This is a genomic window from Streptomyces sp. NBC_01314, assembly GCF_041435215.1.
Taxonomy (GTDB): domain Bacteria; phylum Actinomycetota; class Actinomycetes; order Streptomycetales; family Streptomycetaceae; genus Streptomyces.
Genome location: NZ_CP108394.1, coordinates 6,966,071 through 6,986,947, shown reverse-complemented (window position 1 = coordinate 6,986,947; position 20,877 = coordinate 6,966,071). Strand labels below are relative to the sequence as shown.

The window sequence follows — 20,877 nt, the reverse complement described above, 5'->3', positions numbered from 1 at the left end:
GGACTACTCCTTGTTCATTCTGCGCAGACGGGGCCTGCTCGGGCTGGACGCGGGGGATCCGGCGGATCCGGGTGCGGCGGGTGAGGCGGGGGCGGCGGCGATGTGGTCGGCGAGTTGGGCGACCGTGGGGCTGGAGAAGATCGTCTTGATGGAGACCTCGGCGCCGAGCTGCTTGCGGATGCGGCTCTTGAGGCGGGTCGCCAGCAGCGAGGTCACGCCCAGGTTGAAGAAGTTGTCGTGGACGCCGATCCGGTCGGGCTCGACGCCGAGGACGTCCCCGAACAGGGCGCACAGGGCCTGTTGTCCCGTGGTGGGCGGGGCGCCGTCCCCGGTGGGCACCGCCGGATGCGGCACGGTCGTCTCCGCCGCGGCGACGACCGGTGCGCCGAGGTCCAGCGTGCCCACCGGCCGCTCCGGGTCGACGGCCAGCGCCAGCAGCACCGTGCGCAGGCCGGTGGCGACCCGGTCGGCGGTGTCCTCGTCGAAGACACCACGCCGGTACTGGAACGTCAGCCGCAGCCGCGGGTCGGTCTCGGCGATCAGGGTCAGCGGATAGTTGGAGCCGCCGAGCGAGCGCGTCCCGGCGAGGGTCAGGCGGGCGTCGGCGGAGGCCTCGGCGAGACCGGACTCGTCGACGGGGAACGCCTGGTAGACGAGCAGGGTGTCGAAGAGAACGCCCAGGCCGGTGGCCTCGTACAGGCCGCTCAGGGGCTGGTGGTGGTGGTCGAGCAGCTCGGTCTGCCGCTCCTGGAGACCGGTCAGCAGCGCGCCGAGGCCGTCCTCGGGGTTGTACCGCACGCGTACCGGCAGGGTGTTGATGAACAGCCCGACCATCGACTCGACCCCGGGCAGCCCCGGCGGCCGGCCGGAGACGGTGGCGCCGAACAGCACGTCGTCGCGTCCGGTGAGCCTGCCGAGGACGACGGCCCAGGCGCCCTGCACGAGCGTGTTGAGGGTGACGCCCAGTTCGGCGGCCCGCCGCACGAGCCGCTCGGCCTCCTCGTCCGTCAGCGGCACGTCCGTCGTGCCGGCCTCGGAGCCGGACACCTCGTCGCGGGCGACCGCCGTGCCGCCCAGCAGCGTGGGACGGTCCACGCCGGCCAGTTCGGCGGCCCAGGCCTCGGCCGCGCTCCGCTCGTCCCGCCGGGCCAGCCACGCGAGGTGGTCGCGGAAACCGCGGACCGGCGGGACGGACGCGGGGTCGCCCCCGGTCGCGTAGAGGCGGAGCAGGTCCTGGGCGAGGACCGGCTCGGACCAGCCGTCGAGCAGGGCGTGGTGCAGGGTGAGGACGAGCGCGGCCCGCTCGGCGCCCAGCCGGACGAGCGTCATACGCAGCAGCGGCGGGGTGGCGAGGTCGAAGGGCTCGGTCTGGTCCCCGGCGAGGAAGCGCTCGAAGGCCGCCTCCCGCTCCTCGGGCACCAGGGTCCTGAAGTCCAGCTCCCGCCAGGGGAGTTCGACGCCGTCCACCACCAGCTGGACCAGATCGCCGGACGTGTCGGGGGCGAAGGCCGCGCGCAGGGCGGAGTGGCGGTCGAGGAGGGCCTGTCCGGCGGCCCGCATCCGCCCGGGGTCGACGCGGCCGGCGAACGTGAACACGGACTGCATGCGGTACGCGTCGTAGCCACTGTCGCTGAGCATCGACTCGAACAGCATCCCGGACTGCATCGGGGTCAGCGGCCACACGTCGGACAGGTTCGGGTGGCGCTCACGGAAGGCCGCCAGGTCCTCGTCGCCCAGGGAGACCAGCGGCCCGGACACGTCCCCGTACGTCTCGGTGGGCGTGCCCGCGTGCGGGGCGAGCCGGGCCACGGTCCGGTGCGTGAGCAGCTGCCGCTGGGTGATCTCCAGACCCCGGGTACGGGCCAGAGCCACCACCCTGACCGAGCGGAGCGAGTCACCGCCGATCGTGAGGAAGTCGTCGTCGGCGCCGACCCGGTCGAGGCCCAGCACCTCGGCGTACACCTCGGCGAGGATCCGCTCCCGCTCGCCCTCCGGCTCCCGGTACTCCCCGCCGTCGAAGACCGGTGCGGGCAGCGCCTTGCGGTCGAGCTTGCCGTTGGGCGAGAGGGGCAGCGCGTCCAGGAACACGAAGGCGGCCGGGACCATGAACTCGGGCAGCCGCTCGGCGGCCAGGGCCTTCAGCCCGTCGGCCGTCACTCCTTCGGCGCCCGGGGCCCGCGGCTCGACGGCAGGGCCCCCGTCCGCCACCAGATAGGCGACCAGCTGCCGGCCCTCGTGGGCGACGACCGCGGCCTGCCGTACGGCAGGGTGGGCCAGCAGCACGGACTCGATCTCGCCGAGCTCGATGCGCAGCCCGCGCAGCTTGATCTGGTGGTCGGTGCGCCCGAGGTACTCGACCTCGCCGTCCGCCGTCCACCGCGCGAGGTCGCCGGTGCGGTACATCCGCTCCCCCGCCGGCCCGTAGGGGTCGGCCAGGAACCGGTCGGCGGTGATCTCCGGCCGCCCCAGGTAGGCGCTGGCCAGCTGGGCGCCCGCGAGGTACAGCTCTCCGGACTCGCCGACCCCGCAGGGCCGCAGCCCGGCGTCGAGGACGTACAGCCGGGTGTTCCACACGGGCTTCCCGATGGGTACGGGCCCGTCCGCGCCGGTGTCGCAGGGGTGGTACGTCACGTCGACGGCGGCCTCGGTCGGCCCGTACAGGTTGTGCAGTTCCACGCCCGGCAGCAGCCGCCCGAACTCCCGCACCGCCTCGCGCGGCAGTGCCTCGCCGGAGCAGAACACCTGACGCAGGCCGGTGCATCCGGCGGCCTCGGGCTCGGCGAGGAACACCTGGAGCATCGACGGCACGAAGTGGCAGGTGGTCACGGACTGTTCGCGGATCGTCCGCGCGAGATACGCCGGGTCCTTGTGACCGCCGGGCTCCGCGATGACGATCGCCGCCCCTTCCCGCAGCGCCCAGAAGAACTCCCACACGGACACGTCGAACCCGGACGGCGTCTTCTGCAGCACCCGGTCGCCGGCGGTGAGCGGGTACTCCGCCTGCATCCACCGCAGCCGGTTGTCGATCGCCGAGTGCGGGACGACGACACCCTTGGGGCGGCCGGTGGAGCCCGAGGTGAAGATGATGTACGCCGGGTGGCCGGGGGTGACCGGCGGCGCGGGATCGGTGGCCGGGCGGCCGTCCACGGCGGGCCCGTCCTCGTCGAGTGCGACGACGGTGATGCCCTCCGGTACCGGCACCCGCCCGGCGGTGTCCGCGACCACGCAGGCCGGGCCCGTGTGCTCCAGCATGTAGGCGAGCCGGTCGGCCGGGTAGTCGGGGTCCAGCGGCAGATAGGCGCCGCCCGCCTTCACCACGGCGACCAGGGTGACCAGGAGTTCCAGGGAGCGGGGCACGGCGACGGCGACCGGAGTGCCGGGGCGGACGCCGAGGGCGGCAAGGTGGTGGGCCAGCCGGTTGGCGCGGGCGTTGAACTCGGCGTACGTCAGTGTCTCGGTGCCGAAGACCAGGGCCGTCGCGTCCGGGGTGCGCCGGACCTGCTCCTCGAAGGGCGCGACGAGTGCGGTGACCGGCAGCTCACGGCCGGTGTCGTTGAACTCCTCCAGAACCAGGGCGCGTTCGGCGCCGACTGTCCGACGGGCCGACTCCACCTCCGGGGAGCGCTGTTGGCCGGTCAATTTCCACACCTCTTCTCTCACTGGATATTGCCTGAATTGACAAGGGGATACAGATACCGTCCGGGCATTTCACGAACGGAGGGAAAGGAAAGTAATTCCGAAAGAATGGGATTCACCAACGACCCTAAGGTCGCCGACATTGCCCAACAAGCCTGTTCAGATGACCGATCGGGCGAGCTGGAGCTGGAATTCACCCACGGGTGGGAGCTCTGCCCGGGAACCGGCCGCGATCCGCCTCAACACCCCGGCCAACCGGTCCGCGGTGTCCGTCGCCGGCCCGGGGCCGAACAGCCCCCGCTGGCCGCGCAGCCGCAGCTCCAGCGGCCCCGGGTCGGCGCGCATGACGAGAGTCAGCGGTGGCTGCCCGTGGTGGATGGCCCGGACCCCGGTGACCGTGACCCGCCCGGCGGGACCGGGCCCCGGGGTGCCGAGGCCGGGGACGCCGAGGACCGCCTCCCGGCGCCCGGCCCCGCCCGCGAGGACCGCCGTCCAGGCGCCGCGTACGACCGTCTCCAGGTCCACGCCGAGCCCGAGCGCGCGCAGGGTGAGCCGTCCGGCGTCCGCCGCGGACAGCGGCACCACGGTCTCCTCGACCGGCGGCTCCCCGCCGCTGGACCGGACCATGCCCGCGCCGGCGTACGCGCGCAGCAGGTCCCTCAGCCGCGCACGCAGCGTGCCCTCGTCGAGGTGCGGATGCCGTGCGGTGAGCACCAGCAGGTGCCGTTCCCAGGCCAGTCGGACGAGCACGGCCCGCACCTCGGGGCCGGGGGAGCCGACGCTCCTGCGGCCCGCCGCGAGGAGGGCGTCCAGGGCGTCGGTGCGCTCTCCGATGGTCAGGACACCGAGATCCAGCTCCCGCCAGAGCGGCGTCGAGCCGTTCCGGCCGAGGAGCGACTTGACGGCCGTACGCATCCGAACCGCGTCGACCCACCCGGCCAGATGCACGACGAGCTGAAGCGGCCCGGTGCCGGGAGCGGCGATCAGCGTGGGCGCCGCCGCGAGTACGGACGCGGCCGAACGCGACGGGGGTACCAGCTCGGCCGACCCCGGCGCGGAAGCCCGTGGAGGCACTCCCGGCGCGGAAGCCCCCAGGGACGTCCCCGGTGTGGGTGTCGGGCCCGGTCGGGGCGCCGGCCGGGTCACTGGCCGGCTCCCGCGGCTGTCGGCGCTCCCGCCGCCACCCTCGCCGCCATGCCCTCGACCGTCGGACTCTCGTACAGCTCGTGCGTGCTCAGCCGGACGGCGAGTTCGGAGCCGACGCGGGCCAGCAGGCGGGTGGCGCGCAGGGAGTTGCCGCCGAGGTCGAAGAAGGACTCGTCGCGGCCGACGGTCTTCTGCCCGAGGACGTCGGACCAGATCGCGGCGATCCGCTGCTCCAGCTCTCCTTCCGGCGCGGTGTGCCTGCGCCTGCCGAGGGCCGCCCGGCGTGGCGCCATGTCGAGCAGCAGTTGGGTCGTGTCGATGGCCCCGCTGCCGTCCTTGGGGATGCGGGTGACCTCCATCAGCCGTACCGGGACGGGGAGTTCGGCCAGGGCCGGCGCGAGCGCCGCGTGGACGGCGGCCGGGTCGGCACCGTCCGAGGTGTAGGCCACGAGCACCTCGCGCACGCTCAGCTCGTCCGGCGCCAGCTCGCCCACGATCACCGGGTTCCGCGCGTCGAGGCCGATGAGCTGGTACGGGTACGGCAGTGCCGTGGCCGTGAGGAAGCAGCGCAGGCCCCGCTCCGCGTCGATCGCGCGGAAGCCGCGCAGGCGGGCGGGTGCCGTGGAGCGGCCCTGGCTCATGCCGATGTCGTCCCACATGCTCCAGGCCAGGCAGCGCACGTCCCGGCCACGCTCGTGGTGCCAGTGGTCGGCGAAGCCCACGAGGAAGGCGTTGGCGGCGGAGTAGGCGCCGAAGGAGTGGCCGCCGAACTCGCCGTTGACCGATCCGAAGAGGACCAGCGAGGCCTCCGGCCGGCTCTCCAGGACGTCCGCGAGGGCGAGGCTGCCCGCGACCTTGGCCGCGTACTGGGCGCGGAAGCCGTCCTCGGACTCCCGGGCCAGCGTGTGCCGTTCGAGGTTCTTCCACTGCTCCGAGACATCGGCGGCGGCCAGGTGCAGTACGCCGTCCAGCGGGCGCCCCCAGCGCTGCTCGGCGGCGGCCACCACGGACTCCAGCTGCTGCCGGTCGGTGATGTCGGCCTGCCGGTAGGTGACCTCGCCGAGTTCGGTGAGGTCCTTCAGCCGGGCCGCCCTGTCGCCCTCGGCGGGCGACCGGCCCACCAGCAGCAGCCGGGCGCCGTAGGCGGCCAGCAGATACCCGGCGAGGTCGCTCGCGATACCGCCGAGACCGCCGGTGACCAGGTACAGCCCGCCGGCCACCAGCGGCGGCACGGCCCGGGCCTCCGTCTCCTCGTGGACCGCGCGCAGCCTGGGCTGCCAGCGCAGCCCCTCGCGGGCGGCGACCACTCCGGCGTGGGTCGGGTCGGCGAGTTCGGTACGCACCGCACGCGGCCACTGCGCGCGGTCGGCGGGCAGATCGAGCTGGCGCACGGTGATCAGCGGGTTCTCGGCGGCCGCCGTACGGACCAGCCCCGGCAGGGCGCACACGCCGAGGTCGACGCGGTCGCCGGGCCGCACATGGACCGCGCCCTCGGTGAGGACGAGCAGCAGCGGGGCGCCGAACTCGTCCAGTACGCCCGTCAGCGCGGCGAGTTGCGTGCTGAGGGCGGTGAGCCGGGCGGCGGGCTCGGCGTCCTTGCCGTCCAGCGGCCAGGCGAACACCACCGAGTCGATGGGCCCGTAGTGCGCGGTGACGTCGGTGAGGACGCGCCGCAGGTCCTCGGGGTCTCCGGGCGCGACCCGGTACCGGTCGAGGTCCACCTCGGCGAAGGACCGGCCCCTGCCGACGACCACCGCGGGCTCGTCGTCGAGCCCGAGTGCGGCGAGCTGTCCCTCCTCGGCGAACACGACCCGCGTACCGCAGTCGGCGGAGAACACGAGCCGGGAGGACCCGCTGTCGGCCGGGGCCTGGGCCGCGGGCAGCCGCGACCACTGCCGCCGGAAGAACCACGTGCCGGACTCCTCCGTGTCCTCCTCGTCGGCGATGCGGTCGGCGAACCGGCCGGCCCGCAGGTCGGCGACGAGCGCGGCCCGCTGGATCTTCCCGCTCGCCGTCTTCGGGAACTCGGCGTCCGTGACGGGCACGACCACGTCCGGGGCGATCCCGGCCTCCCGTACCAGCGCGGCCCGTACGTCCTGGAAGGTCCGCGCGAGCGTCTCGGCGTCCCACCGCGTCGGCACGAAGAAGATCACCAGCCGGTCGGACCCCTCGCCCGGTTCACGCACCCCGGCCGCCGCCGAGAACGTGACACGCACACCCTCGACCTGCTCGACGACGCTCTCCAGCTCGTGCGCGACGAAGTTGGCGCCCCGCACGATGATCTGGTCCTTCTTCCGCCCGGCGATCACCAGCGACCCGTCGCGCACGAAGGCGAGGTCACCGGTCCGGAACCAGCCGTCCTCGGTGAACGCCTCCCGGTTGGCCTCCGCGTTGCCGTGGTAGTGCCGCAGCATCGTCACACCGCGGATCTGCAGCTCCCCGACCCGGTCCCGCGGCAGCGTCCGCCCCTGGTCGTCGACGACGCGGATGGTGACACCGGGGACGGGGCCGCCGACCTCGGTGAACGCGACGGCGTCGGCGCCCTTGCGGCCCGACGTCCGGTAGACCAGATCCCCGTCGAGCGAGGCCTGCGAGACGACGGCCGTCCCCAGCTCTCGGTCGTCCCGGCTCTGCCGTGTGTACGTGACGCCCGAGCAGGTCTCCGACATCCCCCAGCACGGCACCATCGCGTCGGCCCGCAGCCCGTGCGGGGCGAGCAGTTCCAGGAAGCGGTGGCTGGTGGCGGCGACCACGGGTTCGCCCGCGTTGACGAACTCCCGCATCCGCGACAGGTCCCAGCCGCGCCGGCCGATCTCCTCGGCGCACTCGTTGACCAGGTTGTACGCGAAGTTCGGCGCCCAGGTGTTGGTCACGCCGTACCGGTCGATCCAGTCCAGCCAGAGCAGCGGATCGCCGAGGACGTCGTCGATGCGTCCGTTGACATGGCGGCACCGCAGGAACATGTCGCGGACGTTGTAATAGACCATCGTCACGTGGTCGAGCGGCATCCAGATGAGGCTGACGTCCTCGCCGGTGTAGCCCCGCGCCTGGATCACCGCCCACTCCCGCGCGGCGACGGAGGCGTTGGTGTGCCGCACGCACTTGGGGACGCCGGTGCTGCCCGAGGTGAGGAGGTTGATCACCGGGGAGTCCGGGGTGGTCGCGTACCAGTCGGAGTCCCGCTCGTGGCCGGTCAGTTCGTCGACCCGGAGGATCCTGAGGTCCGGCTCCTCCCACAGCCCGTGCAGCGCGGCGAGCGCCGGCGCGGTGGCCCGGTCCGTGAGGAGTACCGGCCGGTCGAGCAGCCGCCACGCGTTGTACAGCTTGCGGTTCGTCTCGTTGTGGCTCCCGTACGTCGTCGCCACGGCCACCGGTGTCGGGACGAACCCGCCGAGCACACAGGCCCAGAAGGCGGTCATGTACGCCCGGTGGTCCTCGAACTGGAAGAGCGCCGCGTCACCGGGGGTGAGCCCCGCGGCCCGGAGCCCGGCGAGGACCCGCTCGGCCTCCACGAGCAGCTCGGCGTACGTCTGCAGGTCGGGCTCGCTGCCCTTGCGCAGATACAGGGTCCCCTGCTCGGGAGCGAGTTCGGCGGCCTGGCGCAACCCTTCCTGCAGGGTCATGGGCGCCCCGTCCGGGATGCGCAACTCGCCGCCGAAGGTCTCGGAGGAGGGCCGGTCGACGGACGGCACACCGGCCGGGACGGACTCGGCGCCGGTGGGCTCGGCGGACGCCGCCGGCATGCCGCCCCCGTCACCGTCGACGGTTCGCGCCCCCTGTCGTACGACGACGGCCGCGTCGCGAACCCCCGGTACCGCTCGGGTCGCGGCGGCGAGGCGGGCGGCGACGGTGGGGTCGAGGCCGGGGGTGGGGTCGGGGGTGGGGGTGGGGGTGGGGTCGGGTATGTGGGTCATCGCGCGCTCCCCGCGAGTTCGGTCGCCGGGCTGGACGTGCCGGCGTGGGTCTGGCTGCCGTGGGACCGGCCGCCGAGGGCCTGGCCACCGAGGGATTGACTGCCGAGCGCCTGGCCGATGTAGGCGACCAACTCGGTCGGATCGTCGAGGAAGTAGAAGTGGCCGCCCGGGTAGAACCGGGTGCGGAAGGCACCGGTGGTGTGCGCGGCCCACCCGTAGAGGGTGTCCTTCGGCGCCCTGGGGTCCGCGTCACCGCTGAGCACGGTGATGGGGGTGTCCAGTGCCGCCCCCGGACGCACCTGGTGCCGCTCCCACAGCGAGAAGTCGGCCCGCAGCGTGGGCAACAGCCCCTCCATGACCTCCTCGTCCTCGGCGATCTCGGGCTCGATCCCGCCCAGGCGCACGACCTCGGCACCGAGTTCCTCGTCGGAGAGGGTGTGCATCACCGGAACCCGGCCGACGGTGCCGGGCGCGGGCTGCGCCGACAGGAACAGCTGGCTGGGCCGGGGCCCGCCCTTCTCCCGCAGCGCCTTGGCCACCTCGTACGCCAGTGCCGCGCCCCCCGAGTGCCCGAAGAAGGCGAAGTCCCCGTCCAGCACCGGCCGCAGCGCCTGCGTCAGCACCTTCACCAGCGGCCCCACCTCGGTCACCGGGTCCTCCGCGATCCGGTTCTGCCGCCCCGGCAACTGGACGGCGGCCAGCTCGATCTCCGACGGCAACAGCCGGGCCCACTCGCCGTAGGCCCCGGCCCCGGCCCCCGCATGCGGAAAGCAGATGAGCCGCAGCCGGGCCCGGGGCCGCCGGGCCCGCCATATCCAGGGGGTCTCGACCACGAGATCGGGACTGTGATCACTCATTGGGTTCCTCCATAAGAAGGTGCTTCAAAAAAGGTGCTCGAAGTACTCGAAGAAGGTTTTCGAAGTGCTCGAAGAAGGCGCTCGAAGAAGGTGTTTGAAGACGGTGTTTGAAGACGGTGTTTGAAGACGGTGTCTGAAGACAATGTCCGAAGAAGGTGCTCTTCGAAATGACGCCCCGGAAAGGACGCATCGGGAATCCATGTCACGTGCAGCCGCGCCCTACAGGGGCGCGGGGCCATATCGATATGCGGCTCCGCCCCGTGGGCGCGACCAGCCACGACCAACCCGCGGTCGCCATCCGAGAAGGAACCCCCACGGCGGCCCGGCGAAAGGAATCAACCCCGCCGCATCTCCAGCTCGTTGGCCAACCGCAGCCAATGGTCCGCACAACGCCTCGCTGCCTGCGCCAGCACCGGCGCCCGATGCCCCGGGACACTCTGCGCGAGCCGCCGCCACCTCGCCTCGTCCCCGATCGAGTGCATGCCGAGCATCTGCAACAACATCCGCCCCGCCTCCGTCCGCAGCGACGGATCCTTGCGAAGGTTCGGCAGGATCAGCCCGATGGCCGCCGCCGACATGTGCGAGGTGTCCCGGCCGCCGGCCCCCCGCCCCGGCTCCTCCCGCGGAGCGACGCGCGGCTTGACCGGCTGAGCCTGGGGAACGGGGTCCTGCCCCCTGCGTATTCGGTCCCGGACATCCTTGGCCGTGGCGGTGGCGATCCCGGCCCGCGCGGCGATCTCGCGGAGCGACGCGGTCGGGTTCGCGGCGATGACCTGGCTGGCCCGCAGCCTGCCCTCGGTCGCCTGCAACGGCCGTACCCGGCCGTCCCGCCCGACCCGGGGAGCGTTCAACTGGTCGCTTCGGCCCGTTGAACGGCGTCGGATCGACGCGACCGTGCTGGGCGCGAGCCCCGCGTTGGTGGCGACGCGGCGGTCGGACCAGTAGGGGTGGGTTGTGAGGATGCGCTCGGCGGCGGCCGCGCGGTCGGCCTGGGACAGCGGGAGGCCGTGTGCGATGTTCAGTTCGACGGACAGAGCGAAGACCTCGCCCTCGTCGCCGTCGAAGTACTCGACCTCGATGGTCGTGGTCCCGCGCAGCCGGGCCGCGGCGAGCCGGTGCATACCGTCGATGACCCGCATCGACGGGTGATGCACCAGGACCGGCGGCAGCGGCTCCTCCTGCTCGGCGAGCATCCGCGCATGGTCGCCGTTCTCGCCGCCGAGGCGCGGTGAGTCGGACGCGCGGAGCGAGTCGATGTCCACGACCGCGGTCCGCCGCGCCCGGCTCCGGTCGCCGACCGGACCGCTCCGGTCGCCGGACGGACCACTCCGGTCCTCGGTGTGTGCGGCGCCGGAGGGCGGCGCCTCGATGCCCGCCGCGACGGCCAGACGCAGCCCCGGCCTGGGCCCCTCCCGGCGGTCAGTGGTTTCGGCGTGAGCGCCTGAGACGTTCATGACGTGTTCGCTCCTCCCCGTACGGGCGGGCCACAGCGCGCGTTCCCCTGCGGCCCTCTCAACCGTCGCCAGAAACATACCAGCCTCGCGGATTTTTTTACCCCCCGCGTCGGCCGGTTTCCCGGCCCGAAGCGCCACCGATCACGCGGATAAATGCACGCAAAAAGCCCGCAGCCGCGCCCCGGGGGATGTAGGCGCGACTGCGGGAGTCCGTTTTGCCACAGAACAGGATGGCTCCCTTCAGGGTTCGCCCCCTGCCCGTCGACTTCCCCTCAAGGAAAACATACCGCGCTCCTGGTTTGCAATACTCTGGCTTGACGCTTTCCCGACAGGTAGGCGCCTGCACGCTTCCGGCCGTGCCGCGCGACGTCGAGGGTGCCCGCACGACCCGCACTGGACAGGCTGGACAGGAAAGACCGCAGGGTAGAAAAGAAACCGTTCGGTTGGTTTTATGAAACCCCAACCCTGCGATGTCACCCGGAGGAGCCACCGTGCTGAAGCAGGAACGCGCCCTGCGCACCCGCCACTCGCTCGTCCGCTCGGCGGCGGAGGTCTTCGAGCGGCACGGGTACGCACAGGCGAAACTGGCGGACATCAGCGCGGGCGCGGCGGTCACCCCCGGCGCCCTGCACTTCCACTTCGCCAACAAGGCGGCCGTGGCCGTGACGGTCCAGGCGGCGGCCGCCGAAAGTCTGCGCCGGGCGGCCCACGTGGCGACCCGGCGCCCCGGACTCGACCCCCTGCAACGCCTGACCGACGCCTCGCACGCCCTGGCCGACCGGTTGCGCCGCGACGTGGTGGCCCGGGCCGGCTCGCGACTGAGCGACGACGAGGCGTGCCGTACCCATCTGGACCTGGACCTGAGCCGCGAGTGGGGGACTTGCGTGCACCGACTGCTCACGGAGGCGAAGCGGGAGGGGCTCCTCGCCGACGGTGTCTCCCGCGCCGACGCCATCGCCTCCCTCGTCGCGGCCACCACCGGCCTCGAAGTGCTCGGCCGCACCGACCCCGAGTGGCTCTCCCGCCCCGCCCTCACCCGCTTCTGGGAACTCGTCCTCCCCCGCCTGGCCACACCCGAGGCCCTCGCAACCCTGTCACCGGGCGGCACACGGTGGACCGGCCCGGGAACACCCGCGCCGAGGCTCTGACTCGACCCCTGGGGACGCCATCGTTACGCAGAGGCCCTGCGGGGAGCTGGGTGCGCAGGCACGGCGGAGCCGGACCGGGCATGAGCGGACCGGGCATGAGCGGACCGGGCATGAGCCGGACCAGGCAGAGCCGGACCCGATGGTCGGCCCCGATGGTCGGCCCCGATGGTCGGCCCCGAAAACCGGACCTGAACGGCTGGGCAGAGGCGTCCCGGTGACGAAGCCCCTCGCCTTCGGCCTCGGCCTCGGCCTCGGCCTCGCCCCGGTTTCGCCCTCGCCCTCGCCCCGCCCTCATCCTCGGCGGCTTGACACGGCCCCCTGTCAGCCGACGCCCCGCGGGCCAGTGCCGTCGGCGCCGGTCCCCGTCCCCGTCCCCGTCCCCGACGGCACCAGTGTGTGCAGCGCCGACGTACGGGCCAGGCGCGGCAGCAGCAGCCGCCAGAAGCGGGCGAGGGAGTCGGGGGAGAGCCAGCGGGGGTCGCGGCGGCCGAGGGATTCGAGCCCGGCGGTCGCCGCGACGACGACGACCGCCGCGTCCTCGGCGGAGACACCACGCGCGAGGGCGCCCTCCGCGGCGGCCCGCGCCAGCACGTCCTCGACCCACTCCTGCCAGGCCCGGCGCACCCCCGCACCCGCCCGGCCGAGCCCGTCGCTCAGGTCGAACCCGGCACGCAGGACGGTGTCGTGGCCGAGGCCGCCGACGAGGGCGTAGGTGGCGTCGATGAGTGTCTGGAGGGTGTCCTCGGCCTCCTGGACGGTGATCCGGTCGAGGCGCACGGCCGCCGCCCGGCCGACCGCGTCGGCGAGATCCGCCTTGCCGGCGAAGTGGAACCGCAGCGCCCCGCTGCTCACCCCGGCCCGGGCACTGATCATGGCGAGGGACGCCGTCTCGAAACCGTCCCGGTCGAACAGCTCGGCAGCGGACTCGATCAGCGCGTTGCGCGTGCGCACCGCGCGCTCCTGTTTGGCCATGGGGCGCTCCGTCACTACGCAGGGGACCTGTGTGGATCTATGTGCTCGGGACCCCCCGCCGGACCCTTCCGTCCATTCCCTCGCGTGAACCAGATTATCAAACCGTCCTCGCGGTTTCTAGATGGCCTTTCCATCAATCCCGCCGGCGATGCTCGGCTTCGGCATCGGCGCGCCGGTCGGCACCTCTTTCGGAGGGCGCCTCGGCGACCGTTGGCCCTGCGCCACGCTCATCCCGGCCACCGCCCTCACCTCCGCGCTTCTGGCCGCCACCACCCTGTGGGCTACCAACAGCGTCGTGGCCGCGGTCCTGGTCGGGCGCCGTTGCCCGGGGCCGCGTCACCTCCGCGCCGCGTCACCTCCGCGCCGCGTCTCCGCCGGGCACCGCAACCGGCCCGGCACACGAAACAGGGGCCGGCGCAGTGCGCCGCCCCCTCGGTGGAGCTGCTTCCCGTCCGACGCCAGACCCCACCCCCGTGAGGGCCGGGCGTCCGGGAGCGTTCGACTCAGGTGCCCGCCTGCCCGTCCGCGCCCGCCTCCGGGATCGCCGGGCCGGCGGCCGTGCCGAGTCTGAGCTGTTCGGTGATCTGCACGAAGGCCGCCCGGAGGTGTTCCGGGATGCCGAGCGCGGTCGCCGCCTGTTCGGCGGAGAGCGCCTGGTCGCCGGGGACCGTACCGGTCTCGGGTGGCGCCGGGGCCTGAGGCAGATCCTGCTCGGTCAGCTTGCCCGATCGGATCAGGACATCCCGGACCGGGATGCCGAGCGCGCGGGACAGGCCCCGCATGGTCTCCAGGTCAGGCATGCTCTGGCGTTGCAGCAGCCGGGTGATGGCCGCCCGGTGCACCCCCGCGTCCTCGGCGAGTTTGGTCTTGCCGCCGCCGCGCGGGCTGTCGATGTCGTACCCACGCGCCCGCATCACGCCTTCGATCCAGGCTGCGAACTCGTCGATGCGTTCGGCATCGCTCTTCATGTGTGGACGCTCCCCTCAGCTGCCCCCCACCTTAACGGTCGTGCGCACGCGAACTATGCAGTTGCGCGCACGCACGAGTAAAGGTTCAGAGAGGGCCATTCGTCAATCCGGCCGCGTTCTGACCTCGATCCGCCTCGAACCGGCCGTCGGCCGATTTTCGGCGCCCCTCCACTCCGACTGTCGAGATGATCCTCGATCTCCGTTGCGCGCGAGATCGCAACATGTGAAGCTGTGTGCGGGCTCGCAACAACAGGAGACTCTCCTTTCCCTTCAGTTGCCGCCGCCCCAGCTCTTGGTTGCCGTCGGTCGACTTCCGCCACCGAAGGCTCCTGGTTGCCCTAGATCGGAGTGTGTCCACCATGACCTCAGGCCTCGCCGCCCAGCACACCGCCCGCGCCGCCCGCTGGATCGACATCCTGCGGCGCCAGTTCCCCGAGCTGCTGCGGGAGTTGGCGCCTGGCCGGCCGGGCGCCGGGACCCGTTCCCGCCCACCGCTGGGCACGGGCGCGCTCCGCGCCCTGGGCGAACGGGACTCCGCGGAGCGTGCCGAGGCACTGCTCGGCGAACAGCACGGTCTCGCCCCACTGGGCACGAGCGCCGCCCCGATCCGCCTCCATGTCTCCGACGCCGTCCGGGACATCACCGACGGGGTGGTCGAACTGGAGGAGGCGGTGCGGGAGAAACTCGGGCTCGGCCGCCCCCCGCGCGCGGACGTACCGCAGCGGCTGTCCCGGATCGCCGCTCTGCTCGACGATGCCGCCGGGGATCCCGTACTCGCCCGGCACGTCCTCGACGAGTGCCGCCGGATGGCCCGCCGCTGCGGCCGTACGCTCGGCGACCCCGAGACCCTGGTCCGCGTCAACGGCCGTTGCCCGTGGTGCGATTCGGTCTCCCTGCGGGCCATGCCGGCCTGGCGCACGGTCCTGTGCGTCAACCCCGGGTGCCGTTGCACCGACGAGGAGTGCCCGTGCGATGACAACACCGCCCACCGGCACAGCTGGACGGAGACCGGCTGGGCGCAGCTCGCGGCGGACGCGGGGGCCGACGCGGACGAGATAGCCGCGCTGATCGACGCCGACGAGATCGCTGGGCGGGTCGACACCGGCGGAACCCGTGGCTCGGCCGCGGCGGGGGCCGCCTGATGGGGAACTCCCTCGCGGGGCCGACCGGTTCCTCTCCCACGCTGGTGACCGGTGCCGCCGCGGCGACCGAGGCGGGGGTGGCCCCCGCGACCGTACGGAAATGGGTTCAGCTGGGCCATCTGGAGGCCACCGGACGGCAGGGGCGGACCCATCTCTACCGGCTGGAGGACGTGTTCGCGGCGGAGCGGGCCACGCGGGGGCGTGCCCGACGCGGCTGAGAGAACACCGGCAGTACCGAGGTCCGCCCCCACCGACCACCGGCAGTACCGAGGTCCGCCCCCACTGAACACCTCGCCCACCGAGCGTCTCCACACACCGAACGTCTTCGCCCCGCCACACCTCCGGGTGTGGTGGGGCGACGTGCGTCCGGGGACCGTCCGACAGACCCGCGGGAACAATTAGTTGCGCGCGCGCTCGCAACGTGTCACAGTTGGTGCAGCGGCGGAGCTGTGCCCCCAGGGACACGGCCCCGCCGTTTCGCATACCTCCGACACAAGAAGGGAGGTCTCACCGTGGCCGATCCGACGGTCACCTTCCCGGATGTCGAACGACTCGTCGTCGACTTCCTGACCGACCGCCCCGAACTCTCCACCGCGACCGTGGACAACGTTCCGCCCGGCGGGTTCGACGGCACACAGCGGGTCGTCCTGGTCTCCCGCGCCGGCGGGGCCTGGGTGGACGACCTGCGTCTGGACCAGCCGCTCGTGGACTTCGAGGTCTACGGGCCCACCAAGACGGCGGCGCACACGCTCGCCCTGACGGTCCGTTCCGCGCTGCTCGCCTTGCGGGGGACGTCGTACGGGACGGCGTACGTCGCGGATGTGGTCGAGGCGGATGGGCCCCGCTGGCTGCCGGACTGGAACCGGGCCGCCGCGAATCGCTACTACGCGACCGTCCGACTGCACGTCCGTCCCGCCTGAGAGCAACACCCGAGCGCAGCACGTGAGAGCAACACCCGAGCGCAGCACGTGAGAGCAGCACCAATACCCCTCTGTATTCATCTCTCCCAAGGAGTTACGCATGGCAGGCACCAACGCCAACGAGATCCGTGTCGCCGGTACCGGGCGGATTCTGGTCGCCCCGGTCGGGACGACCGCGCCGACCGATGTCGCCACCGCGTGGGCGGCCGGCTGGAAGGACCTCGGCTACACCTCCCAGGACGGCATCAAGCTGGCGAAGAAGGACAAGCTCGACCCGGTCGAGACCTGGCAGTCCGTGTCCCCGGCCCGGTTCATCTACTCGGACCGCGACCTGACGGTGAAGTTCCAGCTGCTCCAGCTGAACGAGGACACCCTGCCGTTCTTCATGGGCGGTGACGCCGTCGCGGAGACGGCCGCCAACTCCGGCATCTACAAGTACGACCTGTCCGCCGACCCGAAGTTCAACGAGAAGGCCCTGGGCATCGAGTTCAGCGACGGGACGGCCATCACGTACCGCTTCGTCGTCTCGCGGGGCCAGGTCACCGAGACCGAGGAGCTGTCGCTGACCCGCACCGGCTCCATCAAGCTCGGTGTCACCTTCACCGCGCTGTCGGTCGACAACACCAAGCCGCTGGCCAGCTTCCTGATGAAGGACCCGGCGTACAGCACGGCCTCCTGATCCACCGGCCACCGCCCCACCCCCGGGCGGTGGCCTCTCCGGCGGGCGGGCCGGGATCTTCCCCCTTCCCCGGCCCGCCCGCCACCTCCGTCACCACACCCACCACGCGAGTCACGAACAAGGAGTAGCTCCATGGCATTCGACGTCGGCGCCGCCCGTGCCCAGCGGCAGGAGGCGCTCGGCCGCGCCTGGTCCTTCACCATCGAGGGAGACACCTTCACGCTCCCCACCGAGCTGACCCGTAAGACCGCGCGCGCCCTGCGCGACCTCGACGACAACGACGTGGACGGTCTGCTGCGCGTCCTGCTGGGCGACGCCCAGTACGAGCGGTTCGACCGCCTCGACGTCACCATGCAGGACATCGCCGCGATCATGGAGGCGTACGGCAAGGAGACCGGGCTCGGCCTGGGGGAAGGCTGAGCCTCGGCGAGTTCGTCGACGAACACGCCGAGGCCCTCGAAGCGGACCTGCTCCGCCACTACGGCGTGGACCTGCTCGACTGGCACCGCGGCCGGCTCTCCTCCCGTCGGCTCGCGGTGCTGGTCAAGCACCTGCCACGCGACAGCGCGACCCTCCAGGACATCCACGGCGAGGCCTCCCACTGGTCCGTCGCCGACTATCTGCTGGCGTCCGTCGTCGATCAGCTCGCGGAGGCGAACTGGATGTTCGCCACGGTGAACCGGGACGAGGACGCGGACCCGCTGGACTACCCGCAGCCGGTGCCACGCCCGGCGACGGCGGAGGACGAACGGACCGGACCGGCGCCCACGGCCGGCGCGGCCACGTCACCGTCCGCCGAGCCGAGACCCAACCCGACACCCACCGAACTGGCCCAGTTCTTCTCATGAGTTCCCATCCCGAGTTCTCGAATGCCTCCGAGCGACGACGTACACGCCGTGGGGTCCGGTCTCGGCCTCACCCCCCACCTCGGCCGGCTCGACAGCGGCGTGCTGCTCGGGTTCGCCCGGGCGAACGGCAACATCGTCCGGGGCGGCGGCTCGTACGAGGTGGCGTGAGCCTTGGCCGTGCGGTGGAGGTGGCCGGGAACCGCCTCCCTTTTGCCCTGGCCGCCACAGGCACTTCGGGTATCCTGCGAAGTGGAATCGAGCATATGTTCGAAGCACATGTGCGAAGTCTGCGGGGAGTGGGGGTCGAGTGACGAACAACGAGGGCGAGGCGTGGGGCGGCGTCGAGCTGGACAGAGCCGAGGCCGAACTGCGGCAGGTCCTTGCCGTGCGCATGCAACGGGCCGTCCCGGCAGACCTGGTCGTCACCACCCGTACCGAGATCGAGAAGCGCGAGTTCAAGGCGTACGGGCAGGGCTGGCGGGACCGGGGCGAACACGAGGACCAGCGGCGGCGGTCCGCGGCCGCGCTCCGCGGTCAGAGCCAGGCGCAGGGGCAGGCCGCACCGCCCCGCCGCGACCCCGGCGGCAAGATCCTCCCTTTCCCCCAGCAAGCGCCGCCGCCGGCTACGCCCCCGCACCCCCATCCGCACCCGCCGACCGCGCGCCCGCACCCGTCGGACGACGACCTGTAGGGCGCCGACCCGAAGGACAGCCCACGCACCACCGGCCCGCCGCGGAACAAGGACGCACACGCGTCCACGGTTCGGCGGCGGGCACACGTGTCAATGGTCAAAAAAATCCCGGCGGTCCGGCCGCCGGGATGACCCACGTTCGAGCTTCGGGATGGTCGGCGACTTCGATCGAGCGCTCTTCTCGACGAACCGGGGCCGCCGTTTGCGGGGCGGCGGGTCGGGATCCTCGGTTTCCCCCTGGCCGACGCCGTGGGAACCCTCGACGTCCAGCTCCCCCGGAAATGGAATGATCACGCCGCCTTCGAGCAGCGTCAGTTCGGGCCGCCGCAACTGCGGAGGCAACGACGCCAGGGCGTCGTTCCAGCCATGCGCATAAGCGGCGAATTCCCGCCGCTCCATCTCGTCCGCGGTGAACAGCACGACATCCGAACCGCCGTGCGCCCGCACCAGCCTGACCAACTCGTCGACGAGTAACGCGACATCCACATCCGGAGCCGCATTCCCCGTCCCTACCCCCGTACCGCGCTCCCCGTCCACGCCTTACCCCCGTTACGCCTCCACGAAGAAGGCCACTCATCCCCGTTGCCGGTCCCCCCTCGGACCGGCGCCCACCCGCCGACGACTCCGTAGAACGACATTGACCTGCGAGTTTTGAGCAAGCGGAGAATACTCGACCAAGCTGTGTTCGTCACGCACGCAAATTGTGAAGTAAGCGTATTTCACCGCAAGACGGTCGAGGCTCAGAACACAAACCGGCACACAATGCCGGAGATTCCAGTCAAATCGGCTATTCATCGATCGTCGCTCACGAATCGGGCCTCCTTGGGATTGCTCGGGTCGTGGACGATGCCGGCCGCGTCACCATTTGGAAGGAGGGGTCGTGACCGACTCCAATAGCGGCGATATCCTCACCAGGATCCAGGAGATCAAGACTCGACTGACGGACCAGAGTGCCAATGGCCTGGTCACCCGCGCCTATCTCGACCAGAAACTCAAGGCGGGTTCCGAAAAGAAGAGCGAGGAAAAGCCCCCGCCAGACCTCCTGGAACAGTTCTTCGAAGTATCTGGACTCAAGCCTGTCATCGATGCTTTCAAGTCCGGCGGGTGGCTCGTGGGCGCGGGAGCGATCCTCGCCGCGGTCGGTGTGAAGCTGATCGATTTCGAGATTCTTTTTTCCGGGATCCTCGCCAAGGCCCGAGTCCAGTCGGGAACCACCACGTACGGTCTCCCCACTCTCAGCCGCGTACCCCGCGAGCCGGTCGTCGCCGAGGCCGGCAGCCAGGCCGAGAAGCTACAGAATCTCAACAAGGCGGCAGAGGAACTGACCGCCAGCCTCCGCGTTTTGTCAACAGCGATGCAGCAAGCGGAAAACAGAGCCTAGGAGAATGGCATGGGACTGAAGAACTCTTTCCTGGCAGCCGCCGGCGGGGCGTCCAAGATGCAGAAGAGCATCAGTGGAGCGACCTCCAGCCTGCAGCGGATCCAGAACGTCGCAAGGACCGCGGCGGCTTCGGTCGGAAGCCTCAAGAACCCGGCGAACCAGGCCGCGCCCGCTGTCGGACAGGTGAAGAACCACGCGGACCGGACCGCCTCCTCGCTGGTGAAGCTCAAGACCTCCGCCACCCAGGGCGGTACCGGCCTGAGCAAGCTCAAGTCCGAGGCGAACGGCCTCAACACCGGTGTCGGGAAGGCCAAGGGCGGCAGCGACAAGCTCAAGTCCTCGCTCGACAAGCTCAAGTCGTCGGCCGACAGGACCAAGACGGCCCTGCAGGGTGTCAAGAAGCAGGCCGACGCCGTCGAGACGTCCGTCGGAAAGGCCGGGAAGAACGCCGACAAGGGCGGGAAGTCCATGGGGAACCTGGGCAAGGGTCTCAAGGGGGCCTCACTTGCCCAGAAGGGGCTGAATCTCGCCATGGCGGCCAGCCCGTTCGGGCTGATCATGACCCTGCTGGCGCCGCTGATCGCCAAGTTCGTGAACATGGACAAGGTCACTGCGGCGCTGGGCAAGGGCGTCAGGATCGCCATGAAGTACATCGGTACCGCGGTGTCCGGGCTGGCGAGGATGGCCGGGCCGCTGTTGCGCGGGCTCGGCAACGCCATGCTCGCGCCGATGACCGGCCTCGCCATCGCGCTGAACGCACTGCTCGGCGCCCTGGCCAACATCAAGATCAACATACCGGACTGGGTGCCCAAGTACGGCGGCCGCTCCTTCGGCTTCCCGCGCCTGCACGTCCCCGTCCCCCGCCTCGCCAAGGGCGGCATCGTACAGGCCCGTTCCGGCGGCACGCTCGCGCTGCTCGGTGAGGCCGGCGAGCACGAGGCGGTCATCCCGCTGTCCAAGCTGGAGCGGATGCTCGGCTCCGGCGGCGGTCTGCGCACCCTCACCTCCGCCGTGGAGCGGCTCGCCGACCGGCCCGTCGTCGTCCAGGTCGACTCCCAGGAGATCGCCCGAGCCGTGTTCCTGGGGCAGCGGCAGCTCGCCCGGCGGTAACACCACGGAGT

General features: G+C 71.7%; 19 protein-coding genes. 11 read left to right on the top strand and 8 right to left on the bottom strand.

The window, feature by feature from the left end; genetic code table 11:
• Positions 1–3: 3 nt before the first annotated feature.
• The 5 genes from OG622_RS30890 to OG622_RS30870 all read right to left on the bottom strand — a co-directional run bounded on the left by OG622_RS30890 (position 4) and on the right by OG622_RS30870 (position 11,007).
• Positions 4–3,639, bottom strand: coding sequence for an amino acid adenylation domain-containing protein (locus OG622_RS30890; protein ID WP_371579892.1), 3,636 nt, complete (start codon positions 3,637–3,639; stop codon positions 4–6).
• A 156-nt stretch (positions 3,640–3,795) separates the two neighbouring features.
• A complete protein-coding gene (locus OG622_RS30885; RefSeq protein ID WP_371579891.1) occupies positions 3,796–4,710 on the bottom strand; it encodes a hypothetical protein in 915 nt (304 codons plus the stop codon).
• A 68-nt stretch (positions 4,711–4,778) separates the two neighbouring features.
• Positions 4,779–8,696 carry an SDR family NAD(P)-dependent oxidoreductase gene (locus OG622_RS30880; RefSeq protein WP_371579890.1) on the bottom strand — a complete coding sequence of 1,306 codons (3,918 nt, stop codon included), beginning with the start codon at positions 8,694–8,696 and terminating at the stop codon, positions 4,779–4,781.
• The gene (locus OG622_RS30875; RefSeq protein ID WP_371579889.1) at positions 8,693–9,553 is read right to left on the bottom strand and encodes a thioesterase II family protein; all 861 of its coding nucleotides are present in this window, start codon (positions 9,551–9,553) and stop codon (positions 8,693–8,695) included. The genes OG622_RS30880 and OG622_RS30875 overlap by 4 nt, the downstream gene beginning before the upstream one ends.
• Before the next feature lie 335 nt (positions 9,554–9,888).
• Positions 9,889–11,007, bottom strand: coding sequence for a ParB/RepB/Spo0J family partition protein (locus OG622_RS30870; protein WP_371579888.1), 1,119 nt, complete (start codon positions 11,005–11,007; stop codon positions 9,889–9,891).
• A gap of 491 nt (positions 11,008–11,498) precedes the next feature.
• Here OG622_RS30870 and OG622_RS30865 point away from each other — a divergent pair, with 491 nt between their 5' ends.
• Positions 11,499–12,155: a ScbR family autoregulator-binding transcription factor gene (locus OG622_RS30865; RefSeq protein WP_371579887.1), complete on the top strand. Its 657-nt coding sequence runs from the start codon at positions 11,499–11,501 to the stop codon at positions 12,153–12,155.
• A gap of 321 nt (positions 12,156–12,476) precedes the next feature.
• Here the strand turns inward: OG622_RS30865 and OG622_RS30860 are convergent, their stop codons facing one another.
• Together OG622_RS30860 and OG622_RS30855 are read right to left on the bottom strand one after the other, a co-directional pair.
• The gene (locus OG622_RS30860) at positions 12,477–13,127 is read right to left on the bottom strand and encodes a ScbR family autoregulator-binding transcription factor (protein ID WP_371579886.1); all 651 of its coding nucleotides are present in this window, start codon (positions 13,125–13,127) and stop codon (positions 12,477–12,479) included.
• A gap of 503 nt (positions 13,128–13,630) precedes the next feature.
• Positions 13,631–14,095: a helix-turn-helix domain-containing protein gene (locus tag OG622_RS30855; protein WP_371579885.1), complete on the bottom strand. Its 465-nt coding sequence runs from the start codon at positions 14,093–14,095 to the stop codon at positions 13,631–13,633.
• A gap of 359 nt (positions 14,096–14,454) precedes the next feature.
• Here OG622_RS30855 and OG622_RS30850 point away from each other — a divergent pair, with 359 nt between their 5' ends.
• The 8 genes from OG622_RS30850 (at position 14,455) to OG622_RS30815 (ending at position 18,375) form a co-directional block, all read left to right on the top strand.
• Entirely contained in the window at positions 14,455–15,237 is a 783-nt protein-coding gene (locus tag OG622_RS30850) for a hypothetical protein (protein ID WP_371579884.1), read from the top strand.
• Positions 15,237–15,455: a hypothetical protein gene (locus tag OG622_RS30845; RefSeq protein ID WP_371579883.1), complete on the top strand. Its 219-nt coding sequence runs from the start codon at positions 15,237–15,239 to the stop codon at positions 15,453–15,455. Before OG622_RS30850 ends, OG622_RS30845 begins: the two co-directional genes overlap by 1 nt.
• A 294-nt stretch (positions 15,456–15,749) precedes the next feature.
• A complete protein-coding gene (locus tag OG622_RS30840) occupies positions 15,750–16,157 on the top strand; it encodes a hypothetical protein (RefSeq protein WP_371579882.1) in 408 nt (135 codons plus the stop codon).
• 100 nt (positions 16,158–16,257) lie between these two features.
• Positions 16,258–16,836 (top strand): phage tail protein, encoded by a 579-nt coding sequence (locus OG622_RS30835; RefSeq protein WP_371579881.1) that lies wholly within the window; start codon positions 16,258–16,260, stop codon positions 16,834–16,836.
• A gap of 132 nt (positions 16,837–16,968) precedes the next feature.
• A complete protein-coding gene (locus OG622_RS30830) occupies positions 16,969–17,256 on the top strand; it encodes a hypothetical protein (protein ID WP_371579880.1) in 288 nt (95 codons plus the stop codon).
• A 65-nt stretch (positions 17,257–17,321) separates the two neighbouring features.
• The gene (locus tag OG622_RS30825) at positions 17,322–17,684 is read left to right on the top strand and encodes a hypothetical protein (RefSeq protein WP_371579879.1); all 363 of its coding nucleotides are present in this window, start codon (positions 17,322–17,324) and stop codon (positions 17,682–17,684) included.
• A 21-nt stretch (positions 17,685–17,705) separates the two neighbouring features.
• Entirely contained in the window at positions 17,706–17,852 is a 147-nt protein-coding gene (locus OG622_RS30820; protein WP_371579878.1) for a hypothetical protein, read from the top strand.
• A 139-nt stretch (positions 17,853–17,991) separates the two neighbouring features.
• Positions 17,992–18,375, top strand: a complete 384-nt coding sequence (locus OG622_RS30815) for a hypothetical protein (RefSeq protein WP_371579877.1) — start codon at positions 17,992–17,994, stop codon at positions 18,373–18,375.
• A gap of 90 nt (positions 18,376–18,465) precedes the next feature.
• Here OG622_RS30815 and OG622_RS30810 read toward each other — a convergent pair whose 3' ends face one another.
• Positions 18,466–18,861 carry a hypothetical protein gene (locus OG622_RS30810; RefSeq protein ID WP_371579876.1) on the bottom strand — a complete coding sequence of 132 codons (396 nt, stop codon included), beginning with the start codon at positions 18,859–18,861 and terminating at the stop codon, positions 18,466–18,468.
• A 394-nt stretch (positions 18,862–19,255) separates the two neighbouring features.
• Here OG622_RS30810 and OG622_RS30805 point away from each other — a divergent pair, with 394 nt between their 5' ends.
• Both OG622_RS30805 and OG622_RS30800 read left to right on the top strand, forming a co-directional pair.
• Positions 19,256–19,756: a hypothetical protein gene (locus tag OG622_RS30805; protein WP_371579875.1), complete on the top strand. Its 501-nt coding sequence runs from the start codon at positions 19,256–19,258 to the stop codon at positions 19,754–19,756.
• 9 nt (positions 19,757–19,765) lie between these two features.
• Positions 19,766–20,866, top strand: coding sequence for a hypothetical protein (locus tag OG622_RS30800; protein ID WP_371579874.1), 1,101 nt, complete (start codon positions 19,766–19,768; stop codon positions 20,864–20,866).
• Positions 20,867–20,877: the final 11 nt, after the last annotated feature.